At 39.2% G+C, this 22,188-nt stretch carries 19 protein-coding genes and 2 rRNA genes; 9 read left to right on the top strand and 12 right to left on the bottom strand.

The genetic code is table 11. The annotated features are described in order from the left end of the window. Nucleotide 1 precedes the first annotated feature (1 nt). The 3 genes from ACP6L2_RS14260 (at nt 2) to ACP6L2_RS14250 (ending at nt 2,205) form a co-directional block, all read left to right on the top strand. Nucleotides 2–520 (top strand): shikimate kinase, encoded by a 519-nt coding sequence (locus ACP6L2_RS14260; RefSeq protein WP_440510006.1) that lies wholly within the window; start codon nt 2–4, stop codon nt 518–520. After that, entirely contained in the window at nt 517–1,482 is a 966-nt protein-coding gene (locus tag ACP6L2_RS14255) for a glycerophosphodiester phosphodiesterase family protein (RefSeq protein WP_440510005.1), read from the top strand. Before ACP6L2_RS14260 ends, ACP6L2_RS14255 begins: the two co-directional genes overlap by 4 nt. Nucleotides 1,483–1,623: 141 nt before the next feature. Continuing rightward, on the top strand, nt 1,624–2,205 hold the full coding sequence (locus tag ACP6L2_RS14250) for a hypothetical protein (protein WP_344673492.1): 582 nt from the start codon (nt 1,624–1,626) through the stop codon (nt 2,203–2,205). 178 nt (nt 2,206–2,383) lie between these two features. Here the strand turns inward: ACP6L2_RS14250 and ACP6L2_RS14245 are convergent, their stop codons facing one another. Then, entirely contained in the window at nt 2,384–3,871 is a 1,488-nt protein-coding gene (locus ACP6L2_RS14245; RefSeq protein ID WP_440510004.1) for a succinate CoA transferase, read from the bottom strand. A gap of 375 nt (nt 3,872–4,246) precedes the next feature. Between ACP6L2_RS14245 and ACP6L2_RS14240 the strand changes: the two genes are divergently transcribed. Continuing rightward, nucleotides 4,247–5,029 (top strand): AraC family transcriptional regulator, encoded by a 783-nt coding sequence (locus tag ACP6L2_RS14240; RefSeq protein ID WP_440510003.1) that lies wholly within the window; start codon nt 4,247–4,249, stop codon nt 5,027–5,029. A gap of 21 nt (nt 5,030–5,050) precedes the next feature. Continuing rightward, nucleotides 5,051–5,908, top strand: coding sequence for a 3-keto-disaccharide hydrolase (locus ACP6L2_RS14235; protein WP_440510002.1), 858 nt, complete (start codon nt 5,051–5,053; stop codon nt 5,906–5,908). A 399-nt stretch (nt 5,909–6,307) separates the two neighbouring features. Here ACP6L2_RS14235 and rpsT read toward each other — a convergent pair whose 3' ends face one another. Next, nucleotides 6,308–6,562, bottom strand: a complete 255-nt coding sequence (gene rpsT / locus ACP6L2_RS14230; protein ID WP_344673488.1) for a 30S ribosomal protein S20 — start codon at nt 6,560–6,562, stop codon at nt 6,308–6,310. 117 nt (nt 6,563–6,679) lie between these two features. On the opposite strand from rpsT, the gene ACP6L2_RS14225 reads away from it, so the two are divergent. Further along, entirely contained in the window at nt 6,680–7,219 is a 540-nt protein-coding gene (locus ACP6L2_RS14225) for an RNA methyltransferase (protein WP_440510001.1), read from the top strand. Nucleotides 7,220–7,292: 73 nt separating this feature from the next. After that, the gene (sucD, locus tag ACP6L2_RS14220) at nt 7,293–8,165 is read left to right on the top strand and encodes a succinate--CoA ligase subunit alpha (protein WP_344673486.1); all 873 of its coding nucleotides are present in this window, start codon (nt 7,293–7,295) and stop codon (nt 8,163–8,165) included. Between the two features lie 327 nt (nt 8,166–8,492). Here sucD and ACP6L2_RS14215 read toward each other — a convergent pair whose 3' ends face one another. From ACP6L2_RS14215 to ACP6L2_RS14195, 5 genes are all read right to left on the bottom strand, one after another. Continuing rightward, a complete protein-coding gene (locus tag ACP6L2_RS14215) occupies nt 8,493–8,957 on the bottom strand; it encodes a DUF4252 domain-containing protein (RefSeq protein WP_440510000.1) in 465 nt (154 codons plus the stop codon). 85 nt (nt 8,958–9,042) lie between these two features. After that, on the bottom strand, nt 9,043–9,519 hold the full coding sequence (locus tag ACP6L2_RS14210) for a DUF4252 domain-containing protein (protein ID WP_440509999.1): 477 nt from the start codon (nt 9,517–9,519) through the stop codon (nt 9,043–9,045). Nucleotides 9,520–9,527: 8 nt separating this feature from the next. After that, nucleotides 9,528–10,214 (bottom strand): hypothetical protein, encoded by a 687-nt coding sequence (locus tag ACP6L2_RS14205; protein ID WP_440509998.1) that lies wholly within the window; start codon nt 10,212–10,214, stop codon nt 9,528–9,530. Further along, nucleotides 10,180–10,695 (bottom strand): RNA polymerase sigma factor, encoded by a 516-nt coding sequence (locus ACP6L2_RS14200; protein WP_440509997.1) that lies wholly within the window; start codon nt 10,693–10,695, stop codon nt 10,180–10,182. The genes ACP6L2_RS14205 and ACP6L2_RS14200 overlap by 35 nt, the downstream gene beginning before the upstream one ends. 162 nt (nt 10,696–10,857) lie before the next feature. Then, on the bottom strand, nt 10,858–11,352 hold the full coding sequence (locus ACP6L2_RS14195; protein ID WP_440509996.1) for a DinB family protein: 495 nt from the start codon (nt 11,350–11,352) through the stop codon (nt 10,858–10,860). An 85-nt stretch (nt 11,353–11,437) separates the two neighbouring features. Here ACP6L2_RS14195 and ACP6L2_RS14190 point away from each other — a divergent pair, with 85 nt between their 5' ends. Together ACP6L2_RS14190 and ACP6L2_RS14185 are read left to right on the top strand one after the other, a co-directional pair. Then, nucleotides 11,438–13,300: a CocE/NonD family hydrolase gene (locus tag ACP6L2_RS14190; protein WP_440509995.1), complete on the top strand. Its 1,863-nt coding sequence runs from the start codon at nt 11,438–11,440 to the stop codon at nt 13,298–13,300. A gap of 129 nt (nt 13,301–13,429) precedes the next feature. Beyond that, entirely contained in the window at nt 13,430–14,278 is an 849-nt protein-coding gene (locus ACP6L2_RS14185) for a TraB/GumN family protein (RefSeq protein ID WP_440509994.1), read from the top strand. A 136-nt stretch (nt 14,279–14,414) separates the two neighbouring features. Here the strand turns inward: ACP6L2_RS14185 and putP are convergent, their stop codons facing one another. The 5 genes from putP to ACP6L2_RS14160 all read right to left on the bottom strand — a co-directional run. Beyond that, nucleotides 14,415–15,911 carry a sodium/proline symporter PutP gene (gene putP, locus ACP6L2_RS14180; protein ID WP_440509993.1) on the bottom strand — a complete coding sequence of 499 codons (1,497 nt, stop codon included), beginning with the start codon at nt 15,909–15,911 and terminating at the stop codon, nt 14,415–14,417. Nucleotides 15,912–15,936: 25 nt separating this feature from the next. After that, nucleotides 15,937–18,816 (bottom strand): tetratricopeptide repeat protein, encoded by a 2,880-nt coding sequence (locus tag ACP6L2_RS14175; protein ID WP_440509992.1) that lies wholly within the window; start codon nt 18,814–18,816, stop codon nt 15,937–15,939. Nucleotides 18,817–18,843: 27 nt separating this feature from the next. After that, on the bottom strand, nt 18,844–20,247 hold the full coding sequence (locus ACP6L2_RS14170) for a S10 family peptidase (protein WP_440509991.1): 1,404 nt from the start codon (nt 20,245–20,247) through the stop codon (nt 18,844–18,846). An 860-nt stretch (nt 20,248–21,107) separates the two neighbouring features. Next, nucleotides 21,108–21,219: ribosomal RNA gene (rrf, locus tag ACP6L2_RS14165) — 5S ribosomal RNA — on the bottom strand. A gap of 95 nt (nt 21,220–21,314) precedes the next feature. Continuing rightward, a 23S ribosomal RNA gene (locus tag ACP6L2_RS14160) occupies nt 21,315–22,188 on the bottom strand; the annotation flags it as partial.

Below are 22,188 nucleotides of genomic sequence, written 5' to 3'. Positions count from 1 at the left end.
GATGGAGAAACCGGTATTCTTGATTGGCTTTATGGGGAGTGGGAAAACCACTTGGGGTAAGAAATTGGCGAATGCACTATCTGTTCCTTTCATTGATTTAGATCATGAATTGGTCAACAAGATTGGCATGAGTATACCTGAGTATTTTCAATTACATGGAGAAGCAAAATTTCGGGAATTAGAAAAGGAAATGCTCCTCGAGCAAGAAAATCGAGTGGGTATCATTTCTACCGGAGGCGGTACACCTTGTTATTTTGACAATATGGATTGGTTATTAAGCCATGGTACGGTTCTATACCTGAAGCACAGTCCAAAATCATTGTTCAATAGATTAAGCAATTCCGATATACAGAAAAGGCCGGCACTTCAAGGCTTACAGGGTGAAGCACTTTTAGCCTTCATCGATAGCAAGCTGAATGAACGAGCTATCTATTACGACCGCGCCCATATTGTTATCGATCAAATCAATACCAGTTTAGAAGATTTAGTAGCACTAGTAAAACAACAAGACTTAGTATGAAGCCTTTTACCTTGCTAAGAACAGGGTTACGGTATACCCTTGCCGTTCTGGCAACAACTGTATTATTTTCATGTTTCCGAGGTGGACCATCCGAGGTTGCGGAAGAAGGATTAGCAATCAGTCCAAAGTTCAAAATTGAATCTGTTGATGAGCTATATCAGTTTCTGACCTATGGAGAGGGTTCCGTTCCTTTGGTTTCGGCGCATCGTGGAGGTCCGCATCCTGGTTATCCAGAGAATTGTTTGGCGACTATGGTTGAAGTTGCCAAAGAAATGCCAGCCATTATGGAAGTGGATATTGCAATGACTAAGGATTCCGTATTGGTATTGATGCATGATGAGACTTTAAATCGTACAACTACCGGTAAAGGAAAACTTGCCAATAAAACTTGGGAACAATTGCAAGAGCTACACTTGAAAGATAATGGAGGTACAATAACCGATTACCGTATTCCAACCTTATTAGATGTTTTGAAATGGGGAAAAGGCCGTGTTATTTATACCTTGGATGTAAAGCGAGATGTACCCTATGAATTGGTTCTTAAGGCTGTACGTGAGGCCCAGGCAGAAGCCAATTCCATTATCATTACCTATACCGCTAATCAAGCTGCTGCCGTAAGCAGATTAGCACCAGATATCATGATTTCTGCTACGATTAAAAACCAAGATGATCTGACCCGTTTGAATGACCTTGGGATTCCTGATAATCGTCTAATTGCCTTTGTTGGAACCAGAGAGCCACAACCCGAATTGTACAGCCTTTTACGTCAGCACGGCATCAAATCCATCTTAGGAACCATTGGAAACTTAGATAAGTCCGCAGATAAAGCCGGATACCAACGATATGCAGAGTATATTGATCGTGGAGCTGATGTTTTATCTACAGACCGTCCATTTGAGGCTTGGAAAGCACTATCATTCTACATCAACAAAAGAAACCTTCAATCACCTTTTATTCTCTAGCTGGCAATTTATTTTTGTAAAGGCTAATATTTCTATACGTTGTAGTTAAATAACTACAACCTGCTCTTTTCATGCTTTCCTACCTCCAATTCAAACATTTTGGTCTAAGGCTTGTTCTATAGATAAGAAAAACAGAAGACCATGAAAAAATTACTACTAACATTAGGAATTGCAATAGGTGCTGTCACTTATTCAACTGCGCAAGTACAAGTAAACACTGTTCCACAATCTTCAGCAGATGTGGGCATGGCTCCAATCAAAGCTGGTAATTGGATGGTAGGTGGATCGGTTGGAAATATCGGTTATGCTTTTGAGAGTAAAACATTCAACATCTCATTAATGCCAAGAGCTGGATATTTTATTTCTGATGGTTTAGCCATTGGTGCGCAAGCAAACTTAGGCTTAAAGGCCGTAAAAGATATGGACAATGAATGGGGTTATGGTATTTCGCCATTCGTTCGTTATTATTTCCCTGGAGGCGCTAGTGCTACTGGACGCTTCTTCGGACAAGGAGATATCGGTATTGGTGGATCATCTGCCGGTGATGCTGTTTCCTTAAATGTAGGTGCTAACGTAGGTTATGCTCACTTCATCACGCAAACTGTAGCATTGGAAGCAACTTTAGGATATAACTATTCTAAAGCTAATATCAATGCTGGAGATAAAGCAACTGGTTTAGGTGTAGGTGTTGGTTTCCAAATCTACTTACCAGGAAAAAGATAATAAAGAAATGCCTATAATAGGTTAATTAGGAACACGAGAGATAAAGGAGCTAAGCTCCAAGTTTATCGTTTTCCAAAAAATGGGTTGCCAGAGTTTTTACTTTGGCAATCTTTTTTTTGTATAGCTAGAAAATAAAAAAGCCCATGCAATATGGGCTTTTTCATTCTTCAGATACTTGTTATTTTTTCATGGATCCTGTTTCATTGAAACGGATATGCCAGCTAAATGCTTCTTCCAATAAATGAGGCGTGTGACCACCACGTTCACAAGCACGATCAAAATACGATTGTAATTCTTCTTTATATTCAGGATGAACACAATTGTCAATAATCTTCTGCGCTCGTTCTCTTGGCGCTAAACCACGCAAATCTGCCAGACCTATATCAGTAACCAAAATATCCACATCGTGCTCTGTGTGGTCTGTATGAGACACCATAGGCAAGATATGCGAGATATTGTTCTCTTTGGATGCGGCTTGAGTAACGAAAATACTTAAGTAGGCATTTCTCGCAAAATCTCCTGAACCACCAATACCATTCATAATCTTCGTTCCACCAATATGGGTAGAGTTCACATTGCCATAAATATCAAACTCTATAGCAGTATTGATTGCTATGATTCCTAAACGACGGATAAGGCCCGGGGTGTTTGAAATATTCTGAGGACGGAGAACAAATTTATCACGATAGCGTTGCAGGTTATTAAATACACGGTCGTAGCATTCTTTGGAAACTGTAACCGATGAAGCGGAAGCGAAAGATAAAATTCCAGCATCCATAAGATCGAATGTGGAGTCTTGCAATACTTCAGAGAACATGGTCAAATCATAGAAATTACTGTGTTTGAATCCCATCAATACCGCATTAGCAACTTTTCCAATCCCTGCTTGAATAGGCAAAAGACGATCTGTCAAGTGACCTAGTCTTACCTCTTCTTCAAAGAAGCGTAGGATATGTTGTGCGATATTTGTCGTTTTTTCATCCGGAGGAGCGATATCAGCTGGGCTGTCATGCTCATTGGTAAACACAATTGCAGCTACCTTATTGGGATCTAATGGAATTGTCTTTCTACCGATTTTATTCCAAGGTGCAACAATAGGTATTACATTCCGATGCGGATAGTTCTCTGCTTGGTAAATATCATGAATACCATAAACATCCTCATGTACAGAGGTATTGATTTCTAAGATGACCTTTTTGGCCAATGCAGCAAATGTAACGGAGTTACCAACAGAAGTTGTCGGAACGATACTTCCATCGCGATCGATAAATGCTACTTCTATAACAGCAACATCGACGTCAGGAAGATTTTTATTATGCAATAATTCGGCGCTTTCGCTTAAGTGTTGATCGATAAATAATACTTCACCAGCATTGATTTTCTTACGCAAAACAGGGTCTACCTGAAAAGGCATTCTTTTCTTTAGGGCGCCTGCTTCAGCAAGTTTACCATCGGTACCATGACCTAGGGAGGCCCCAGTCATCAAAGTAATCTTTAAAGGTTCTTTTTTTGCTCGTTCAGCCAGAGCTGGCAAAATTACTTTACTATCGCCGGCCTTGGTGAAACCACTAGAACCAACGACCATACCATCTTCTATTAATTTAACTGCTTCCTCTGCAGTAGTCACTTTTTCTTTTAGTCTTTCCAGACGTATTCTATCCATCATAAGAACCTATTTTATCCTCTTTCTTAAAAGAGCGAGGCAATATTAAACATTATTTTAATTTAATAATTATCAAAATTAGACAGTAACTTTCTATCGAACAATAAAAAGTAACCAGTTACTTACAAGACTATTCATTTGCAAAATCCCTAGTAGATAAAAGTCTATTGATTTCATGTGATTTTACTTACCAATTCCTTCTTGAATTTTGATAAATATACGAATGAAGCGGTATATAATTAGATGATATTAATCACTTCTATAATCATTCTCAAGCGCTTATGTCTGTTATTTTGGTTTTATCAAATAAAAAATGGAAATTTATGCTTCATTTTTAGAAGAGACTCGATGCAGAAGGAATACCTTGATCGATATTATATGACAGAAATAGATACTTATGAAAACAGTATCTATTGCCACCACGCCGTTATGGGTGAAGGTCAGGTTGTTGAACACTCCCATAATAAAGGGCAATTTTTATATACCGAAGGTGGAGTGGTGTTCTTAAAAACACCTGAAAAATCTTACTTTTTGCCGGCAAGACATTATATATGGATCCCAGCAAATGTAAAACATAGCATTCATCCGAGTAATCCGGAAGTGGTCATGCGGAATCTTTACTTCCCGAAGTTTGATACAGACACAGTTTTCTTCGATAAGGTGAATATCTATCCAGTGAATGATCTATTGATTGAACTGATCATGTTTACCAATCGCTGGAACGGGAATATCTTTCCAGAAGAAGAACCGAAATATTCCATTGCAAAGGCTTTCAAATTAATTCTTCCAGAAATATCCCAAACAGAATTACCACTAGCCCTACCCTATCCAAAGCATGAAAAACTCATGCAAATCATCGCTTACTTGGAAGAGAATATTGCGGAGAACATTAGCTTTAAGAGTTTAGCTGAACACTTTGTTATTTCTGAGCGTACTTTAGCTCGTTTATTCCAAAAGCAATTAAATATGTCGTATATTCAATATTTCACGATATTACGAATGTTGACTTCCTTGAAATTGTTATTGGATGATAAGCTTTCGGTCAATGAAGTTGCCTTAAGGGTCGGTTACAATAGCCTGCCTACCTTTAGCAATACTTTCAATAAGGTGATCGGAGTAAGACCAAGTGAGTATGTGAAAAATAGAAATTTGTTACTATAATATAATAAAACCCTAAACCCAATGAAACTTAAAACCCTAATTGCAGCGCTCAGTATTGGAACGCTGTTCTCTTGTTCTGTCAGTTCTCAATCCATGTCCAAAGCGGACAAATTACCGAAGCCTATTCAATTATTCAATGGCAAGGACATGAAGGATTGGACGCCTAAAATCCGATTGCACGAAGTCGGTGAGAATTATGCCAATACCTTTCGTGTAGAAGATGGTTTACTGAAAGTACGTTACGATGGCTATGATAACTTTAATCAGCAGTATGGCCACTTGGCATTTAAAAAGCCATATAGCTATTATTTGCTTCGTGTAGAATATCGTTTTGTAGATCAACAAAGCAAAGGTGGTGAAGGATGGGCATGGCGAAATTCAGGTGCCATGTTACATGGACAAGATCCGAAGACCATGCTAAAGGACCAGGACTTCCCAATATCCATCGAAGGACAGCTCTTAGGAGGCGATGGGAAGAACGAACGCACGAACTCCAACCTTTGTACTCCGGGAACAAATGTGGTGGTCAACAACAAGCTATTCACGCCACATTGCTTAAGCTCCAAATCGAAAACTTACCATGGTGACGATTGGGTAACAGCAGAATTTTTAGTACTTGGCGATTCGATCATTCAGCACATCCTCGATGGGCAGGTTGTTTTAGAATACAACAAACCTCAAATTGGTGGTGGCAATGTAAGTAATTTTGATCCGGCTCAAAAAACCGACGGGAAAGCTTTGACCGAAGGCTACATTTATCTGCAAAGTGAAAGTCATCCAATTGATTTCCGTAAGGTGGAATTATATGACCTTAGCCCATACAAAACAGATCAAAACAAATTGAAATCTACCATTGACAAATTATTGAGTAGACAATAACAGAACCCTTTCCTTACTGGCGCCTTAGATTTAATAGGAAAATACGCCAACCAAAAGAAAGATCTGATACCAAATAAATTATTATAAACGGACAGCAATTGAACAACAAGTTCTTGCTGTCCGTTTTGCATTTAGGCACTTTATTTTAGTGCTATGGTTGAGGTCTTTTATCTAAAATCTGTTGTCTGTTGTCTGTTGTCTGTTGTCTGTTGTCTGTTGTCTATACAAAAAAAGACGGAAAAAGATTAGTATTCTTCAGAAGGAAAGAAAGTTTTGACTAACTTTTAAGCTATCACAGTGCAAGGTTGGGTTTGTTGGAATAGGTTTTCTGGGCGGAGAACAAACAAGAAAAGGGATGCTGTTTTGCACCCCTAATATGTTTTAGGAAAAAGCTTAAGCTTACGCTAACTTGTTAACGAACTTAGTTAACTTAGATTTGTTGTTAGAAGCTTTTTTCTTGTGAATAACATTTTTCTTTGCTAAACGATCAAGCATAGATACTACGCGTGGTAATAAAGCTTTAGCTTCTTCAGCTGAAGTTGTTAAACGTAATTTTTTGATTGCGTTACGAGTAGTTTTTGCTTGGTAACGGTTTCTTAGACGCTTCGCAGCGTTTGCTCTAATTCTTTTAATCGCTGATTTATGATTTGCCATTTCTCTTAGCTATATAATATTATAATTCTTTTATACTTAAATTCGGACTGCAAAAATAACATTCATAATCTAATATTCAAAATGATTTTTAATTTTTCGAAATGATTATCTTTGCACATGCACAAATTATCAATGGATCAGCTCAACCGAGTTGATGTAAATACCTTCAAGTCTCAGGAAAAATCTCCTATTGTTATCGTGATGGACAATGTTCGCAGCATGCATAATGTTGGATCAGCCTTTCGTACAGCGGATGCTTTGGCGGTGGAACGAATCCTACTTTGTGGGATTACAGGTCAGCCCCCACATCGGGAAATTGAAAAGACAGCATTAGGCGCGACAGAATCTGTTACTTGGGAATATTATAAGGACACCTTGGATGCCATCAACCAGTTGAAGGCAGAAGGCTATCAGGTTTATGCTATTGAACAGACAGATCACAGTATTTCATTGGAAACCTTTGAGCCGCTTTCGGACAAAAAGTACGCTTTGGTGTTTGGAAATGAGGTTCATGGTGTAGAGGAAGAGGTCATACAACATGCTGATGGAACCTTAGAAATCCCTCAATTTGGCACAAAACATTCCTTTAATGTATCGGTTACCATCGGGATTGTTTTATGGGATTTGATCAATAAACTACGCTTTGTCAAAAAATAACAAAATACCTAGCTTAGGGATTTTTAGAAGTCATATCAAAATAGTAGATTTGCGTTGCAAAAAATAAGATAAAATGAGTGTATTAGTAAATAAAGATTCCAAAGTAATCGTTCAAGGTTTTACCGGAAACGAGGGTACTTATCATGCATCTCAAATGATTGAGTACGGCACAAACGTAGTAGGTGGTGTAACCCCAGGAAAAGGCGGACAGAGCCACTTAGACCGTCCAGTATTCAACACTGTTCAAGATGCCGTAGATGCTACTGGCGCTAATGTTTCTATTATTTTTGTTCCACCAGCATTTGCTGCTGATGCAATTATGGAAGCTGCTGCTGCAGGAATCGCTTTGATCGTGTGTATTACTGAGGGTATCCCTACTAAAGATATGATTCAAGTAAAATCTTACTTGAGTGATAAGAAATCTCGTTTGATCGGTCCAAACTGTCCTGGTATCATCACAGCTGAAGAAGCGAAGATTGGTATCATGCCAGGCTTCATCTTCAAAAAAGGTGGTGTTGGTGTTGTATCTAAATCAGGTACTTTAACTTATGAAGCAGTTGACCAAACTGTGAAAGCAGGTTTAGGAATTACAACAGCTATCGGTATTGGTGGTGACCCAATCATTGGTACAACGACTAAAGAAGCTGTTGAATTATTAATGAACGATCCAGAAACTAAAGGTATCATCATGATTGGTGAGATCGGTGGTGGCATGGAAGCTGAAGCTGCTCATTGGATTAAAGAAAACGGTACTAAACCAGTAGTTGGTTTCATCGCTGGACAAACTGCGCCTCCGGGACGCCGTATGGGTCACGCTGGAGCAATCGTTGGTGGTGCTGATGATACTGCTGCTGCTAAAATGGCTATCATGCGCGAGTGTGGTATCCGCGTAGTAGAATCTCCTGCTGAAATCGGAAAAGCAATGGCTGAAGAATTAGCCAAATAAAAAATTTGTATAAAAAGAGAGAGGCTAGATCGATGATCTAGCCTCTCTCTTTTTATACAGTATTTAGTAGGGAGTATTTAGTAGTTAGACCTATTGGCGGGATAGGTTTATCGAGCGTATTAACGGTCGAAGCATGCTTCGACCCTACAGTTTTGGGTATTAGGAAACCTTATTTTCACGAACGTTTGTAGGGGCGATGCAGGCATCGCCCGCCAATAATTACCCCCCTTAAAGGGTCTAAAATCTGTTGTCTATCATCTGTTGTCTCCAAAAAAAGCTAACGAACGAATCCATTAGCCTTTATACTAAACAACAAACAAAATATTTTTAATCTACCGATGCTTCAGAGGTTTTCTTTTTCTCGGGATGTATTTTTTCGTAATGTTCGACCAGCTGATTTAGTTCGTTAAGGTCAAGATCGGTTTTCATGTCGATAAACACATGGTCTTCATCATCTACGACGCCTAGTAGGACATTTTTGATACGATCTCCTTTCATGAGCGTATTGATACTGATCTTCGCTCCGTCACTGTAGATGCTCATCATTTCCTCAAACTTGTTTTTGTTCAGGTATTTTGAGAAATCCTGGTAGATGCGATGTCCGTCTCCCCCACCTTCAATGGCCATAATTTTAATTCCTTTGATCTTCTTTACTGCTAATGCCAACATTGGATCTTCTTCCTTCAATTCTTTTATTTCCCCACGTAAGAATGCTTTCATTAATAATCCTGGAACCTTGATGGAGACAACTTCTGCTTCTCTAGAAAGTTGCGATCGGTCAACAAATGCCATATTGGGACGGCTCTTAACAAAGCAGCTCTGTAAACTAAATAATAGATAAGCTGCGACTAGGTATCTAAAAATACGGTTCATATGGCTATTTTTTATCGTTATTAACTAATGCGTTTAAATCATCGTATTTAATGGAACCATCTAAGATCATGAAGATGGTATCTTCTTCCGAGTTGATGCTCAACAATAGATTGGAAAAGAAATCTCCGTCAACATTCTCTGCTAAGAATCGTATTTGATCGCCATCAGAATTAATAACCATAAGTTCTTCATAATTTAAGTTTTTGATGGCATTGGAAACTTCGGTTTGTATCCCCTTATTTTCACCTTCAAGCACGAGCATTTTGATGGAATTGATTTTACCAAGCAATGGTTTAATCATATCGACATCCGTATCGCTAAGTTTCATTTTGTTCAACATTTTGAACATCGGCTTTCCGATTTTAATGGATGTAACACCTTTATGTTCTTTATATTGTTCAAAGATTTTATCCAGTTTGGATATTTGAGCTTGTGCTAAAGTGGCAAAGAACAAGCTGATTATTAACATGATCGTTTTCATAATTCAATTTAGATTTCAATACTTAAATACTTAATTTTTTCTACACTCTTCATCCCTGCTTTCAAGTTGGCAGTTGCCAATTGCAAGGCTGATTCTGTTACCTCCAGCGCCTTTTCTTCATCATAGATGCGGACACCATTAACCTCTACATACAATCCTTCACTATCTAGCTCTTCTATTGCCTGAATAGCTTTGTTTTGCCCTGTGCTCTTAGTATCCCTCGCCAGATGCATATGCGGCTTTGTAGGATTTGTTTTTACTTCTGTTTCCAATACTTCCTGTTTACCAAAGTCTTTTGCTGGCACGTCAAGGATCGTTTCTACTTCATTCCTAGGTTTCGAAGGTTCCACTTCCTGATGCGCTAAAGTATTAGTCAACTCCGTAGCATTTTCAACTTTATTGTTTCTGATTAAGAAGAAGGCAAGTAGTAAACTAGCTGCCAAAGCTGAGAATCCGATGATCATTCTAAACAATGGTCTTACCTTGTTAGGTTGCTGTTCTTTTGACTCGTTCGTGTCTACATCCTGCATGAAAGCATCAAAATCCCAATCCATCTGCTCAGAAGATTTATCACCTTGTTTTAAGGTTGCAAAAAAGGCATCCTCCTCCAACTCTTTAAGCTGGCGCTCCTCCTCTAGGCTGGTATTCCCAGCTAAGTATTTAGCCTTTAAGCGATCCAATTCTTCGTTTCTCATAATCAAAAACCTTAGTTAAGTTTTCCCGGACTACCGTTCTTGCTCTAGAAAGATTGACGCGTACTGCGTTTTCTTCTATTGCTGTTAATTTCGCGATATCAGCAATCTCATATTCCTCGATATCCCTTAGATACATCACCAATCGTTGCTTTTCCGGAAGAGCGTCAATAAATTTCAGTATCAGTTCTTGGGTAAGTGATGGATACCGTTCTGGTTGGATATCCGGTGGAAGTTCTTGTAAGTACTTTGCTTGTCTCCCGGCACGGTCAATCTTGTTATAGGCCATATTCCTGACCATATTCATCGCATACCCTTCAACAGAACCTAGCTTACTCAATTCCTCCCGTTTTTCCCAAAGCTTCATCATCACTTCTTGTACCAAGTCATAAGCATCCTCTTGATGTTCTAAAAACCTATTCGCAAATCGGTAGAGCTTATCCTTGAGGACAAATACCGTATGTTTAAAGGTTTCTTGGTTCATCGTTTATATCGCTTATTTAATAACAAGACAGACAAGTATTGCCATCTATTACATGAAAAATGAAAAAAAATTAAAAATTTAAGTATAGGTCTAATAATCAGTTTATTAAAAAGAGCCAGAAAGGAGATTATCTGGCTCTTTTTAATCTGTTAATACAGTATATTACATTTTTTCATCAGCGGAAGGACCATAGATTCCCGGAACTGGGATATCCAATAAACGTAAATAAACGTTCAATTGTCCACGGTGATGAATTAAGTGGTTATAGACGATAAAACGGAAAGCACCGATTTTAGGAACTTGAGAAATCACATGATCACCAGCTTTCAATGTCCAGGTTTTCATCCATTCTTCATCACTCATATTCTCTACTGTCTCTTTGTTTTTTGTATATCCTGCTTCCAATGCATCTTTAATCTCAGCAACAGAAGTCGGTTTAAAAGGTTTGTAGTCAGTTGCCAAGTTGAACTCATCCTTAGGTAAACCTTCAGCAACCCAGTTATGCAATTCCACAACATGCCCAAATAGGTTGCCTAAAGTCATGCTTTTTTCATGTGGTTTATAATTTAAGTGCTCATCAGTCACACGTTCCAAGACTCTTCTTGTGTTATTGGTTTCATGATCTAGTTCAACCAAAAATCCTTGTTTGATACTCATAGTTTGTAATATTATGTTTACGACTAATGTAGCCAAAAAAGTTAAAAATTTTCTAACTTGCTTGTCAAATTAACACCTAAAACAAATGAAAAACTTATTAATTGTTTGGTTCCTAATAGCCATATTCGGGACTCAAGCCATGGCACAAGCCCCAAATGCCGATTATGTAAAACAGCATTATGACAAAATCGAAAAACAAATCACCATGCGTGATGGTGTCAAGCTGTTTACTTCCATTTACATTCCTAAGGATAAGTCTAAAAAATATCCCATCTTACTAAATCGAACACCTTATACGGTAGCTCCATATGGAGAGGACAAATACAAGGGTAGTTTGGGCAGTTATCTAGAGGTAATGAAAGCTGGTTATATCTTCGTTTATCAAGACGTTCGGGGGAAATGGATGAGCGAGGGTACATTTGAAGATATAAGACCTACCAGAACAAAAGAAAATAAGCATCAAATTGACGAGAGCACCGACACCTATGATACCATTGATTGGTTGGTGAAAAATCTATCCAACAACAATGGAAAAGTAGGTATTTATGGTATCTCCTATCCGGGATTCTATTCTACGGTAAGCTTGGTTGGCTCCCACCCTGCTTTAAAAGCTGTATCGCCACAAGCACCAGTGACTGATTGGTTCATAGGGGATGATTTCCATCATGGCGGTGCATTATTTTTAATGGATGCTTTCCGTTTCATGTATACATTTGATGCGCCAAGACCTAAGCCTATTACAAACGAACATGGACCTAAAGGTTTTGAACTGAAATCTAAAGACTGGTCTAAATTTTTCTTGGACAACCCTACCTTATCAGGTATTAAAAAAGACTACCTAGACCATACGGTTAAGTTTTGGGACAATCTAGCGAAGCACAGCACCTTAGACAGCTTTTGGCAAGCAAGAACCATTACGCATCATTTAAACGATGTTAAACCGGCAGTTATGGTCGTAGGTGGATTATATGATGCGGAGGATACTTATGGTGCGTTTGAGACTTATAAGCAAATCGAGCAACGTAATAAAAATAACAATTCCATTTTAGTAATGGGGCCTTGGTTTCATGGTGGTTGGGTTCGTGGTAAAGGAGATTCCTTTGGAGATATCCGCTTTGGTCAAGAAACTAGTACCTATTACCAAAAGAACTTTGAGTTACCGTTTTTCAATTACTACCTAAAAGGAGAAGGCGATTTTAAAGCTGCTGAAGCGAATGTATTCTTTACAGGGTCAAATGAATGGCATGCTTTTGATACTTGGCCAGTAAAGACTGCCAAGCCTCAAGATTTATATTTGAATGAGGGAGGTAAATTGAGTAAAGCTGCCTCAAGCGGTGACAATAAATTTGTAGAATATACGTCTGACCCAAATAAACCAGTTCCTTTTCAAGAGGGGACTATTACGAGCAGAACCCGTGAATACATGATTGCCGATCAGCGTTTTGTGGCTAACCGACCAGATGTCATGGTATTTGAAACGGATGTTCTGAATGAAGACCTGACCATGGCAGGACCAATTGTGGCTGATCTATCCATTGCTATGACGGGTACAGATGCTGATTTTATAGTTAAGGTTATTGATGTTTATCCGGACAGTTCTTCTGCTACCTCGCCCGTTGCCAAGGACATTGTGATGCCTGGTTACCAGATGTTGGTTCGGGGTGAAATCTTACGTGGTAAATTTAGAAATAGCTTTAGCAATCCGGAGCCTTTCAAACCAAATGCTATTACCCAGGTTAAAGTAACTTTACCAGACGTAGCGCATACCTTTAAGAAAGGCCATAAAATAATGGTTCAGGTGCAACATACTTGGTTTCCTTTAGCCGATAGAAATCCTAATCAGTTTATGGATATCTATAAAGCTAAGGCGTCAGATTACCTGAAGAACACCCATAGAATTTATTTTGACCAAGCACATCCGAGTAAAATAAGCTTTTCTACATTATAGAATTTATATAAATTAAGCATAGACACCCATTCTTTCATCGGAATGGGTGTCTTTTTTTTAATAAAGTTTTAATATTTTGTAACACAATTATGGTATTAGATACTAATACTTACAACTAACATTCAAAACATGAAAAGAACATTAATTAGCGTATTTGCATTATTTTTAGCTGTAACAGTCTTTGCGCAAGAAAACACCTTGTTATGGAAGATTTCGGGTAAAGGCTTGAAAAAAGAATCTTATTTATTTGGAACATTACACATGGCATGTGCAGAAGATTTCAAAATGGAAGATAAAGTCAAAGTAGCCGCAGGAAAAGTAGATGGACTAGTACTAGAGGTAGATTTAGAGAACCCAGATAATCTAGCCAATATTCAAAATTTGATGAAACCAAATCCTGATTTCTTTAAAGATTTCGATCCAAAGAAAAAAGCAGTGATTGATAGCGTTATGAAAAGTAAGAACCTACCAGTAGAAATATTCGATCAAGTGCCTCCAGTAGTGGTTCTTTCTTTATTATCTATGCAATCTTTTGCTTGTTCAGATCCTACTAACATCAAAATGATGGAAATGGAGTTGAAGAAACTTGCTGAATTAAAAGACAAGCCTGTCGCAGAATTGGAAACTCCAGAGTTTCAAATAAACTTGTTAAACAGTCTATTTCGTGCGGAAGATTTATACAATTACTTAAAGGATAGCGACAGTCAAGTAGGAGCTACTAAGAAATTGGTTGCTGCATATTTCTCAGAAAACATCAAAGATATTGAGAAATTATCTGAAGATATGGACTTCCTTTCACCTGAAGGTCACGACAAACTATTAAAAGAAAGAAACAATGCTTGGATGGAAAAATTACCGACCATTTTAAATGAGAAACCTCTTTTAGTAGCGGTAGGTGCAGCACACCTTGTAGGTGAAAAAGGCCTAATAAATTTATTAAAGAAACAAGGATACAAAGTTACCCCAGTTTTAGATTAATACATTTGTTTAATTGAAAGAAGCTGATCTATGCCGTAGATCAGCTTCTTTGTTTATCAAGGTTTCCATTATGGAGATAAAAACAAAAAGGTTGATTGTTCGACAATCAACCTTTTTGTTTTATGCGGGTTATCTATTAACTCTTCAGTATTTTTTCTACATGATCAAATTCTTCAATCACTTCCTTATTTACTGGTTTAGTCATTAACGATACGATGACGATGGTTAGAAATCCTAATAAGAATCCAGGAATAATTTCATATACCGCTTTGTAATCGTGTGGCACATATACCCAAACTAATACCGTCGCTGCTCCCACTAACATACCAATTAAACCACCTATAGCTGTAGTTCTTTTCCACAATAAGGACAAGATAATTATTGGTCCAAAAGCAGCACCAAAGCCTGCCCAAGCATTCCCTACTAGGTTCAATATACTATCCTTAGGATTTAAGGATAATAGAATAGCGATAATAGCTACGATCAATACCGACAAACGGCTCATCAATAACATATTTTTCGCAGATGCTTGTTTGTTAAAGAATGTCTTGTAGATATCCTCAGTCATAGAACTGGAGGTCACCAACAGTTGTGAAGAAATGGTACTCATCACAGCAGCTAAAATTGCCGACAAAAGGAATCCACCTATTAAAGGATGGAACAATACACGAGACAAGTGAATAAAGATGGTTTCGGCATGCTCCTTAGAACCGTCAAACTTACTCATTGTCGCAGGATCAAATTGTTGCAAATAGGCAATTCCGAATAGACCAACTAGCATGGCACCCCCTACTGTAAAGATCATCCAGGTAATTCCTATATTTCTCGCCTTAGGAATGTCCTTTACACTGTCAATAGCCATAAAGCGAACCAAAATATGTGGTTGACCAAAATAGCCTAATCCCCAAGCTAGAAGCGATACAATGGACACTGTGGTCGTTCCTTTAAAGAGATCGAGGAATTTACTGTCCTTTTGTTCAATAATATCTAAGGTAGTACCCAGCCCACCCAATTGACTAATTAAAACAATGGGAAGAATGACCAATGCCAATACCATGATAGTACCCTGAACAAAGTCCGTTAAACTCACGGCTAGGAATCCTCCTAAGAAGGTGTATAGCACAACCACGAATGCTGTTGCGAACAATCCGGTGTAATAATCCATTCCAAATGCAGACTCAAATAAGCGTCCACCTGAAACCATACCTGCAGAGGTATATAGGGTAAAGAACACTAAAATTAAGATGGAAGAGACTAGTTTCAACAATTGGGTTTTATCTTGAAAGCGGTTTTCAAAGAATACAGGTAATGTGATGGCATTTTTAGCCACCTCTGTATAGACCCTTAAGCGAGGCGCTACAAGCACGTAATTAAAAAACGCCCCAATGGTCAAGCCTATAGCTATCCATGCCGCAGAAAGCCCCGAAAGGTACATAGCGCCCGGTAGTCCCATCAGCAACCAGCCACTCATGTCGGCAGCACCTGCTGAAAGTGCCGTTACAGCAGCTCCCATCTTACGGCCTCCAATTAAAAATTCTTCGGAATTACTGGTTGATTTCTTCCAAGAATAAAATCCAATACCCACCATGAGTAACATGTAGATGGATATGGAAATAAGTTCATAAATGTTCATACGGTTATTTTAATTCGTAAAGATGCTATATTTTTTGAGGATTATTGATATCAATTTTTATCTTCTTGTTATTATTCTTGCTTGCTGGTTGATTATTGAACCAAGAATTATAGATTTGATAAGCTTCAATTTGATAAGGATAAATGTCCAATGCTGCTTTTAGGCTTTTCAATCCTTCATCCTGTTTTCCATCAACTTTTAGTAGCATTGCTTGGGTTAAGCTATCAGAAGCGCGATAAAATAATCCTGATTCCTTTTTAATGGTTTGGTATAGATATTTTGCTTTTTGCTGCTCACCAATCTGTAATAAAAGTCGAACCAAGCGTAAATTATTCAAGGAAGATAAGCGAATAGGATCCACATGGTTTCCCGTCAATTTATTTAAATACTCCTGAATATTGGCTTTATCCTCCTTTTGGATATAAGCTGCAAAGAGTAATAATTCGAAATCTGCACGTCCTACTTGCGTTGCTTGTAAAGTTCTATAGACTTCTTTCAAGTTCTTAATCGCTTCATCTGTTTGTTGATTGGCAAGTAAGGCTTCTACATATTGGGTTCTAATGCTGTAGTTTTGTGGCTTCTGTCCAGCCAAATAAGCCAATTGCTTAATTTGGGTTTCATCACCTAATAAAGCTCTTTGCCAAGCAGCAAATGATCGCGCATCATCTTTTCGATCTCTTAAATAAGTGGAGATTTCTGATCCGTTCTTTACATATTCATCCGCTACGTTTAAGGCCTCTTTGAGTTGCCCTCCTTGGAAATAAAAGTTCCGCAATAGACTAGAAACTCTAGCTTTTTCCATGTAATCGGTTTCCAAATCATAAGCTTTCTTGTAGAGTTGAGCTAATTCATTTCTTTTCTGAGGGAATTGAATGCTCATTAGTTTTCCTTCGCTTAAATAGATGGGAGCATATTTATCGTTGATTTGCTTTGCTTCTTCAATTCTTGCTTTCGCTAAAGCAAATTGTTTTTGATCAGCCAATATATCAGCGTAGGCTAAAATCGCCGGCAAATATTTTTTATCGTATTGTAAAGCCGTATCTAATAATCTGAATGCTTCTTGATGATCATTTCTTGCCGCATAACTGGCTAGGTTCAGATAAACCTGTGACCAATTGGAAGCCATTGCTTTCTTATCACCTGCCAAATAAGCCTTCTCTTTGCCAATCAAGTCATCTAGAAAGGCATACATCTCTGGGTCTCTTCCCTTCAAATCGGAGAGGGTGTTCATGGATTTAAAATCCAATGGATGTACTTTTACTTTTTCAAAATAGGCTGGGTAGGTTTGGGCAAAGTATTCCGACTCATTGTTTTGGGAATAATAATCTAAGGTTAGCCCATTCTTCATGGCGTTATAGTACAAAGCTTTGATCTTCCTGTTCTGTTCATCGGTTAGCACTTGCCCATGAAATAGATGCACATACTCATGCAGCAATACATTTCGTTCCTCAAAAGCTCCTCTTTCTACATATTCAATCGCGGCTGCTCCAGAGCCCACTCCTCGGATATCCATCCACTGACGGTTATCAAAAGTGGAATTAAATCGGAAATAAGGAGATTTCATCGCCAAGGCTAAATCAACATGTAATGGTGGAATTACAAATAGTCGATGTTGTTTCACCAAGAAAGGAAAATAAACTGTGGAAGTGTATAGTTGATTCCATGCCATTCCTTTTGCGACATTTCCAGGATAATAGGCCACATCAGGAAAGATTTCCAAGAAATCATCCATATTGCTAATCTTCGGATTACGGAGTTCCTGCATGATCTTGGAATAGGTCTTCAGGTATGGAATACGCTTTGACTTAATCACTGCTGCCAATCCATTGTGTGCCGGGCCATAGTGGTTTTTCTTTTTCAGAATATCGAGAAATAACTTTTCCGATTTATCTAATCTGGATTTGCGGTCCTGAGCATCAAAATCTCCATAAAGCAAAGAAGCTTCATGCATGGCTGGTAATACGGAATTAGGGAATTTCTTGGAAACCTCTTGAATAACATGAATGGAAACTTGAATATTATTAGCTGTAAATAGGGAGTCAGCAGTTTCTAATTCTTTACGGATTTCCTTCTCATTGGCATCTACATAGTCTGCATAAGTCAGGTTAGTGTGGCCATTTCCTAAGTGCCAATGCGATTGAAAGTGCAAGGGGTTAATAAGCAAGGCCAATTCCCATTGAGCCACCATATCGTTGAGTTGCGTAGCATCAATTCTACGCCAAATAGCATATCCATAATAGAATCGGGCATCTGCATTTAAGGGGTTTAATTTTAAACCTTCAATAAGGGCTACTTCGGCTTCCTTGGGGTTTTGATCCCAAAAATTGACATCCGCCTTTAAAAAATATCCAGCAGCCTCTTGAGGATTGTGCTTAATCATCGCATTGGCAAGATCCAATGTTTCTTTATATTTCTTTTGCAACATTAGAGCTCGACCAAGAACTAATTCTGTTTCAACATCATTTGGTTTTTTAGCCAATAATTGCTTAGCCATGTGTTCAGCTGTCTCTAGTTCCCATGCTTCGATCTTTAATTGTGCAAAAGATCGTTGAACTCGGTAATCAGTTTGATCTTGAGAAGACAACTTTTTGAGATCTGATTCAGCTGCTTGAAAGTCATTTCTTAACCAATGCAATTTAGCGCTTAACAAGGCTCTATCTACAGGTTTTAAGTCCTTATTAGAAACAAGAGCTTTCTCCACGAGTTCCCAATCGCCTAGATCTATCAATTGATTTAAACTTTGGTATACAGGTTGGCTCTTGGTTCGATATGCCTCAGATGCTTTTGCTCTAGCTGCTGATAAATATACCTTGGCAGCTTCAGGATCATTGACTAGCTCTAATCCTTGCCCTCGACCTTGTTGCAATAGAAAAAATAATGCGAATACGATTAAACTTATCCTCATGAGTAGATGCGATGATGTGATATAAAATTAATATTTAGCTGACTGATCTGGCTTAGGGGTAGATAATTTAATGAATTGACGGATATCCTCATTGGCTTTGATCAAATCTTCTTTGCGAAGGTACATCATGTGCCCACTGCGATATCCTTTAAAACTCATTCTAGGAGCTAACTTACCCGATGGATCCATTTGCCACATGTTGTATTTGGCATTAAAATAATCACATGCACCATCGTAGTAACCGGATTGCACCATCACATGTAAGAATGGATTAGCTGCCATAGCTTGTCTCAATTGATAGCCTGTATTGTCGTTGCTGTTATCCCAAGGATGCACATTTCCAAACATATTGTACTTGACATCGCTTTTGTATTTTAGCTCATTGGCGTAATAGTAATTGATCGCAGGTGTGAAAGAATGCAACCAAGATGTTAGCTCCGCATTAAAATCAGGGCGTTCTCCACCATCACGCAGATCAATACCTAAATAACGTGAATCCAATCTTCCGATGGTCATTCCTTGATCACGAAGTAATTCTTTCCAGAATAAGTTGGTCGAAATATCCAAGTTATTTTGAGAAATAACGGTTTCTGATAAGCCAGAATAGCGAGCCATTTTCTTAATGATAGCCGCTTTATTTGCAGGGTCTATGCTAGATCCTTTCGCAATGGCTGGTAGAAGCTCATTCATCGTGAAGTTCTCTACCTCTGGTAACATTTGTTCTAAATCCTTGCTCTGTAAGTCTGCAGGAAGTTTTTTATGAAACCAAGCTGCTGCTGCATAATAAGGCCAACGTAAGGCTTTGCTTAGTGCGCCATCTCTCTTAATACCCAATTCGGTTGGAGACACTAGGATAACGCCGTTTAAATACATCCATTGTGAATTTTGCAATTCATAAGCTAATCCTGAAACACGAGTCGTGCCATAGCTCTCTCCAATTAAATATTTCGGCGATGCCCATCTGTTATTACGAGTCACAAAGGTATTTAACCATTCCCCCAAATAACGGATATCAGCATTGACACCAAAGAATTGAGAGCGATCAGCTTTCTCATCCAATATACGTGAATAACCAGTATTAACTGGATCTACAAATACAATATCCGCTACATCCAATATGGTATATGGGTTTTCTTTAACACCATAAGGCTGCAATGGATATCCTTCATCATCGATATTAAGCAATCTAGGGCCTGTATATGCCAAGTGCATCCATACTGAGCCCGAACCTGGTCCACCATTAAAGGAGATCACCAAAGGACGTTTACTGCGATCCTGAATATCATCACGCGTGTAGTAAGTATAATGTACTGTAGCAATTGCTTTTCCTGAATTATCCCATACAGGTTGGGTTCCAGCTTTTGCTGTATAAGAGAAACTTTGGCCATTGGCACGAATTTGATGTTTAGTGCTTACAGCCGAATCTGCCAAAGGAATACGTTGTGCTTGCGCGAAACCTAACGTACAAATGGCAACAATTGAAAATAAAATCTTTTTCTTTTCAGTTTTTCAGGTTAAAATAGATTAATAATAGGATGGGAATTTAACAAAAAACTAATTGGAAAAATAATAATGATAGGAAAGGATATGGAATTGTTATAAAAGATGTGAGATCGCTGCGCTGTTAGATATAAGACACCAGATAACAGACTTTGGCCCTGCGGGCAGTTTTTTTATAGTATTTATATATAGTACGTAGTAGTTAGACCTATTGGCGGGATGGTATTTCGCTATTTATAACTCAGAGCGAAGCGAAGAGTCTGAGCCCTGAGGGCAGTATATAGTAATTAGTATATAGACCTATTGGCGGGATAGAGTCAATTAATGCTATTTCCAACTCAGAGCGAAGCGAAGAGTCTCCTTTCCTCCCCCCAAGAACCCGTCATCGTGCATCCCCGATGCACGAACTACGAACTTTATAGGAAGTAACCGTCAGGCAAAAACAATTAGACCAAATTTCCCGATTACCGAAGGTTCGATGTATCCACCGACCGCCTGAACAATACCAATCAAACCATCCAACAAAATCTCTACAGTTCAGGGTTAGGTAATCTATATGGAATCAATGGGGAGGCATTCAGGGTCTCCATTGTAAATGGACGTATCCCCTAGACCCAGCGGGAAATCAAAACCTTCTTATGATCTGATAAAAAAATAGGATCTGTTATCGGTCGAAGCATGCTTCGACCCTACGGTCAGCCGGGATGCCCTCGACAAACTTATCCACCCATAAAGAAAAAAACAAAAACAGAAAGGCCCGTCATCTCATCGATGACGGGCCTCCGTATAAAATTAGGCACCGACCTACTCTCCCACCTGTTACGGCAATACCATCGGCTCTGGCGGGCTTAACTTCTCTGTTCGGAATGGGAAGAGGTGGACACCGCCGATATAGGCACCTGAATACCTTTTTGTGCACCGGGACCAATTACCCGATGGACAATGACATGTTATTGGAAGAAAAGATAAAAAAGAGAGAGGACAACAGTTCTATCCGCATTGGAAAGCTTCGGGTTATTAGTACCACTCGGCTTTGGTCTCTCAACCTTTACACCTGTGGCCTATCGACGTCGTCATCTTCGACGGCCCTTATGAGGAAGTCTCATCTCGTGGCTAGTTTCGCACTTAGATGCTTTCAGCGCTTATCTATCCCGGACGTAGCTACCCTGCCGTACACCTGGCGGCATAACAGGTTCACCAGCGGTCCGTCCAACCCGGTCCTCTCGTACTAAGGTCAGATCCACTCAAACTTCCAGCGCCCACAACAGATAGGGACCGAACTGTCTCGCGACGTTCTGAACCCAGCTCGCGTGCCACTTTAATGGGCGAACAGCCCAACCCTTGGGACCTTCTCCAGCCCCAGGATGTGACGAGCCGACATCGAGGTGCCAAACCTCCCCGTCGATATGAGCTCTTGGGGGAGATCAGCCTGTTATCCCCAGAGTACCTTTTATCCTTTGAGCGATGGCCCTTCCATACAGAACCACCGGATCACTATGTCCGTCTTTCGACCCTGGTCGACTTGTAGGTCTCACAGTCAAGCAAGCTTATGCCATTGCACTCCCCGTACGGTTACCAAGCGTACTGAGCTTACCTTTGAAAGCCTCCGTTACCTTTTTGGAGGCGACCACCCCAGTCAAACTACCCACCAAACAATGTCCTCGACTCTGTCGAGTTAGAAACCGAATACAGAAAGGGCGGTATTTCAAGGTCGTATCCGCGATTCCTGGCGAAACCGCTTCACATACTCCCGCCTATCCTACACATCCTGTACCCAATCTCAATGTTAAGCTATAGTGAAGGTTCATGGGGTCTTTCCGTCCCGTTGCGGGTAACCGGCGTCTTCACCGATACCACAATTTCACCGAGCTC

It is taken from the genome of Sphingobacterium lactis, from assembly GCF_051951495.1.
Taxonomy (GTDB): domain Bacteria; phylum Bacteroidota; class Bacteroidia; order Sphingobacteriales; family Sphingobacteriaceae; genus Sphingobacterium; species Sphingobacterium lactis_A.
This window is presented reverse-complemented; position numbering and strand designations above follow the sequence as displayed.

Coding starts and splice junctions, on each gene's coding strand:
- ACP6L2_RS14210 (WP_440509999.1), bottom strand. CDS start 9,519: ATGAAAACGATCATGTTAATAATCAGCTTGTTCTTTGCCACTTTAGCA.
- sucD (WP_344673486.1), top strand. CDS start 7,293: ATGAGTGTATTAGTAAATAAAGATTCCAAAGTAATCGTTCAAGGTTTT.
- ACP6L2_RS14200 (WP_440509997.1), bottom strand. CDS start 10,695: ATGAACCAAGAAACCTTTAAACATACGGTATTTGTCCTCAAGGATAAG.
- putP (WP_440509993.1), bottom strand. CDS start 15,911: ATGAACATTTATGAACTTATTTCCATATCCATCTACATGTTACTCATG.
- ACP6L2_RS14175 (WP_440509992.1), bottom strand. CDS start 18,816: ATGAGGATAAGTTTAATCGTATTCGCATTATTTTTTCTATTGCAACAA.
- ACP6L2_RS14240 (WP_440510003.1), top strand. CDS start 4,247: ATGACAGAAATAGATACTTATGAAAACAGTATCTATTGCCACCACGCC.
- ACP6L2_RS14225 (WP_440510001.1), top strand. CDS start 6,680: ATGCACAAATTATCAATGGATCAGCTCAACCGAGTTGATGTAAATACC.
- rpsT (WP_344673488.1), bottom strand. CDS start 6,562: ATGGCAAATCATAAATCAGCGATTAAAAGAATTAGAGCAAACGCTGCG.
- ACP6L2_RS14260 (WP_440510006.1), top strand. CDS start 2: ATGGAGAAACCGGTATTCTTGATTGGCTTTATGGGGAGTGGGAAAACC.
- ACP6L2_RS14250 (WP_344673492.1), top strand. CDS start 1,624: ATGAAAAAATTACTACTAACATTAGGAATTGCAATAGGTGCTGTCACT.
- ACP6L2_RS14235 (WP_440510002.1), top strand. CDS start 5,051: ATGAAACTTAAAACCCTAATTGCAGCGCTCAGTATTGGAACGCTGTTC.
- ACP6L2_RS14195 (WP_440509996.1), bottom strand. CDS start 11,352: ATGAGTATCAAACAAGGATTTTTGGTTGAACTAGATCATGAAACCAAT.
- ACP6L2_RS14245 (WP_440510004.1), bottom strand. CDS start 3,871: ATGATGGATAGAATACGTCTGGAAAGACTAAAAGAAAAAGTGACTACT.
- ACP6L2_RS14205 (WP_440509998.1), bottom strand. CDS start 10,214: ATGAGAAACGAAGAATTGGATCGCTTAAAGGCTAAATACTTAGCTGGG.
- ACP6L2_RS14215 (WP_440510000.1), bottom strand. CDS start 8,957: ATGGCATTTGTTGACCGATCGCAACTTTCTAGAGAAGCAGAAGTTGTC.
- ACP6L2_RS14190 (WP_440509995.1), top strand. CDS start 11,438: ATGAAAAACTTATTAATTGTTTGGTTCCTAATAGCCATATTCGGGACT.
- ACP6L2_RS14185 (WP_440509994.1), top strand. CDS start 13,430: ATGAAAAGAACATTAATTAGCGTATTTGCATTATTTTTAGCTGTAACA.
- ACP6L2_RS14255 (WP_440510005.1), top strand. CDS start 517: ATGAAGCCTTTTACCTTGCTAAGAACAGGGTTACGGTATACCCTTGCC.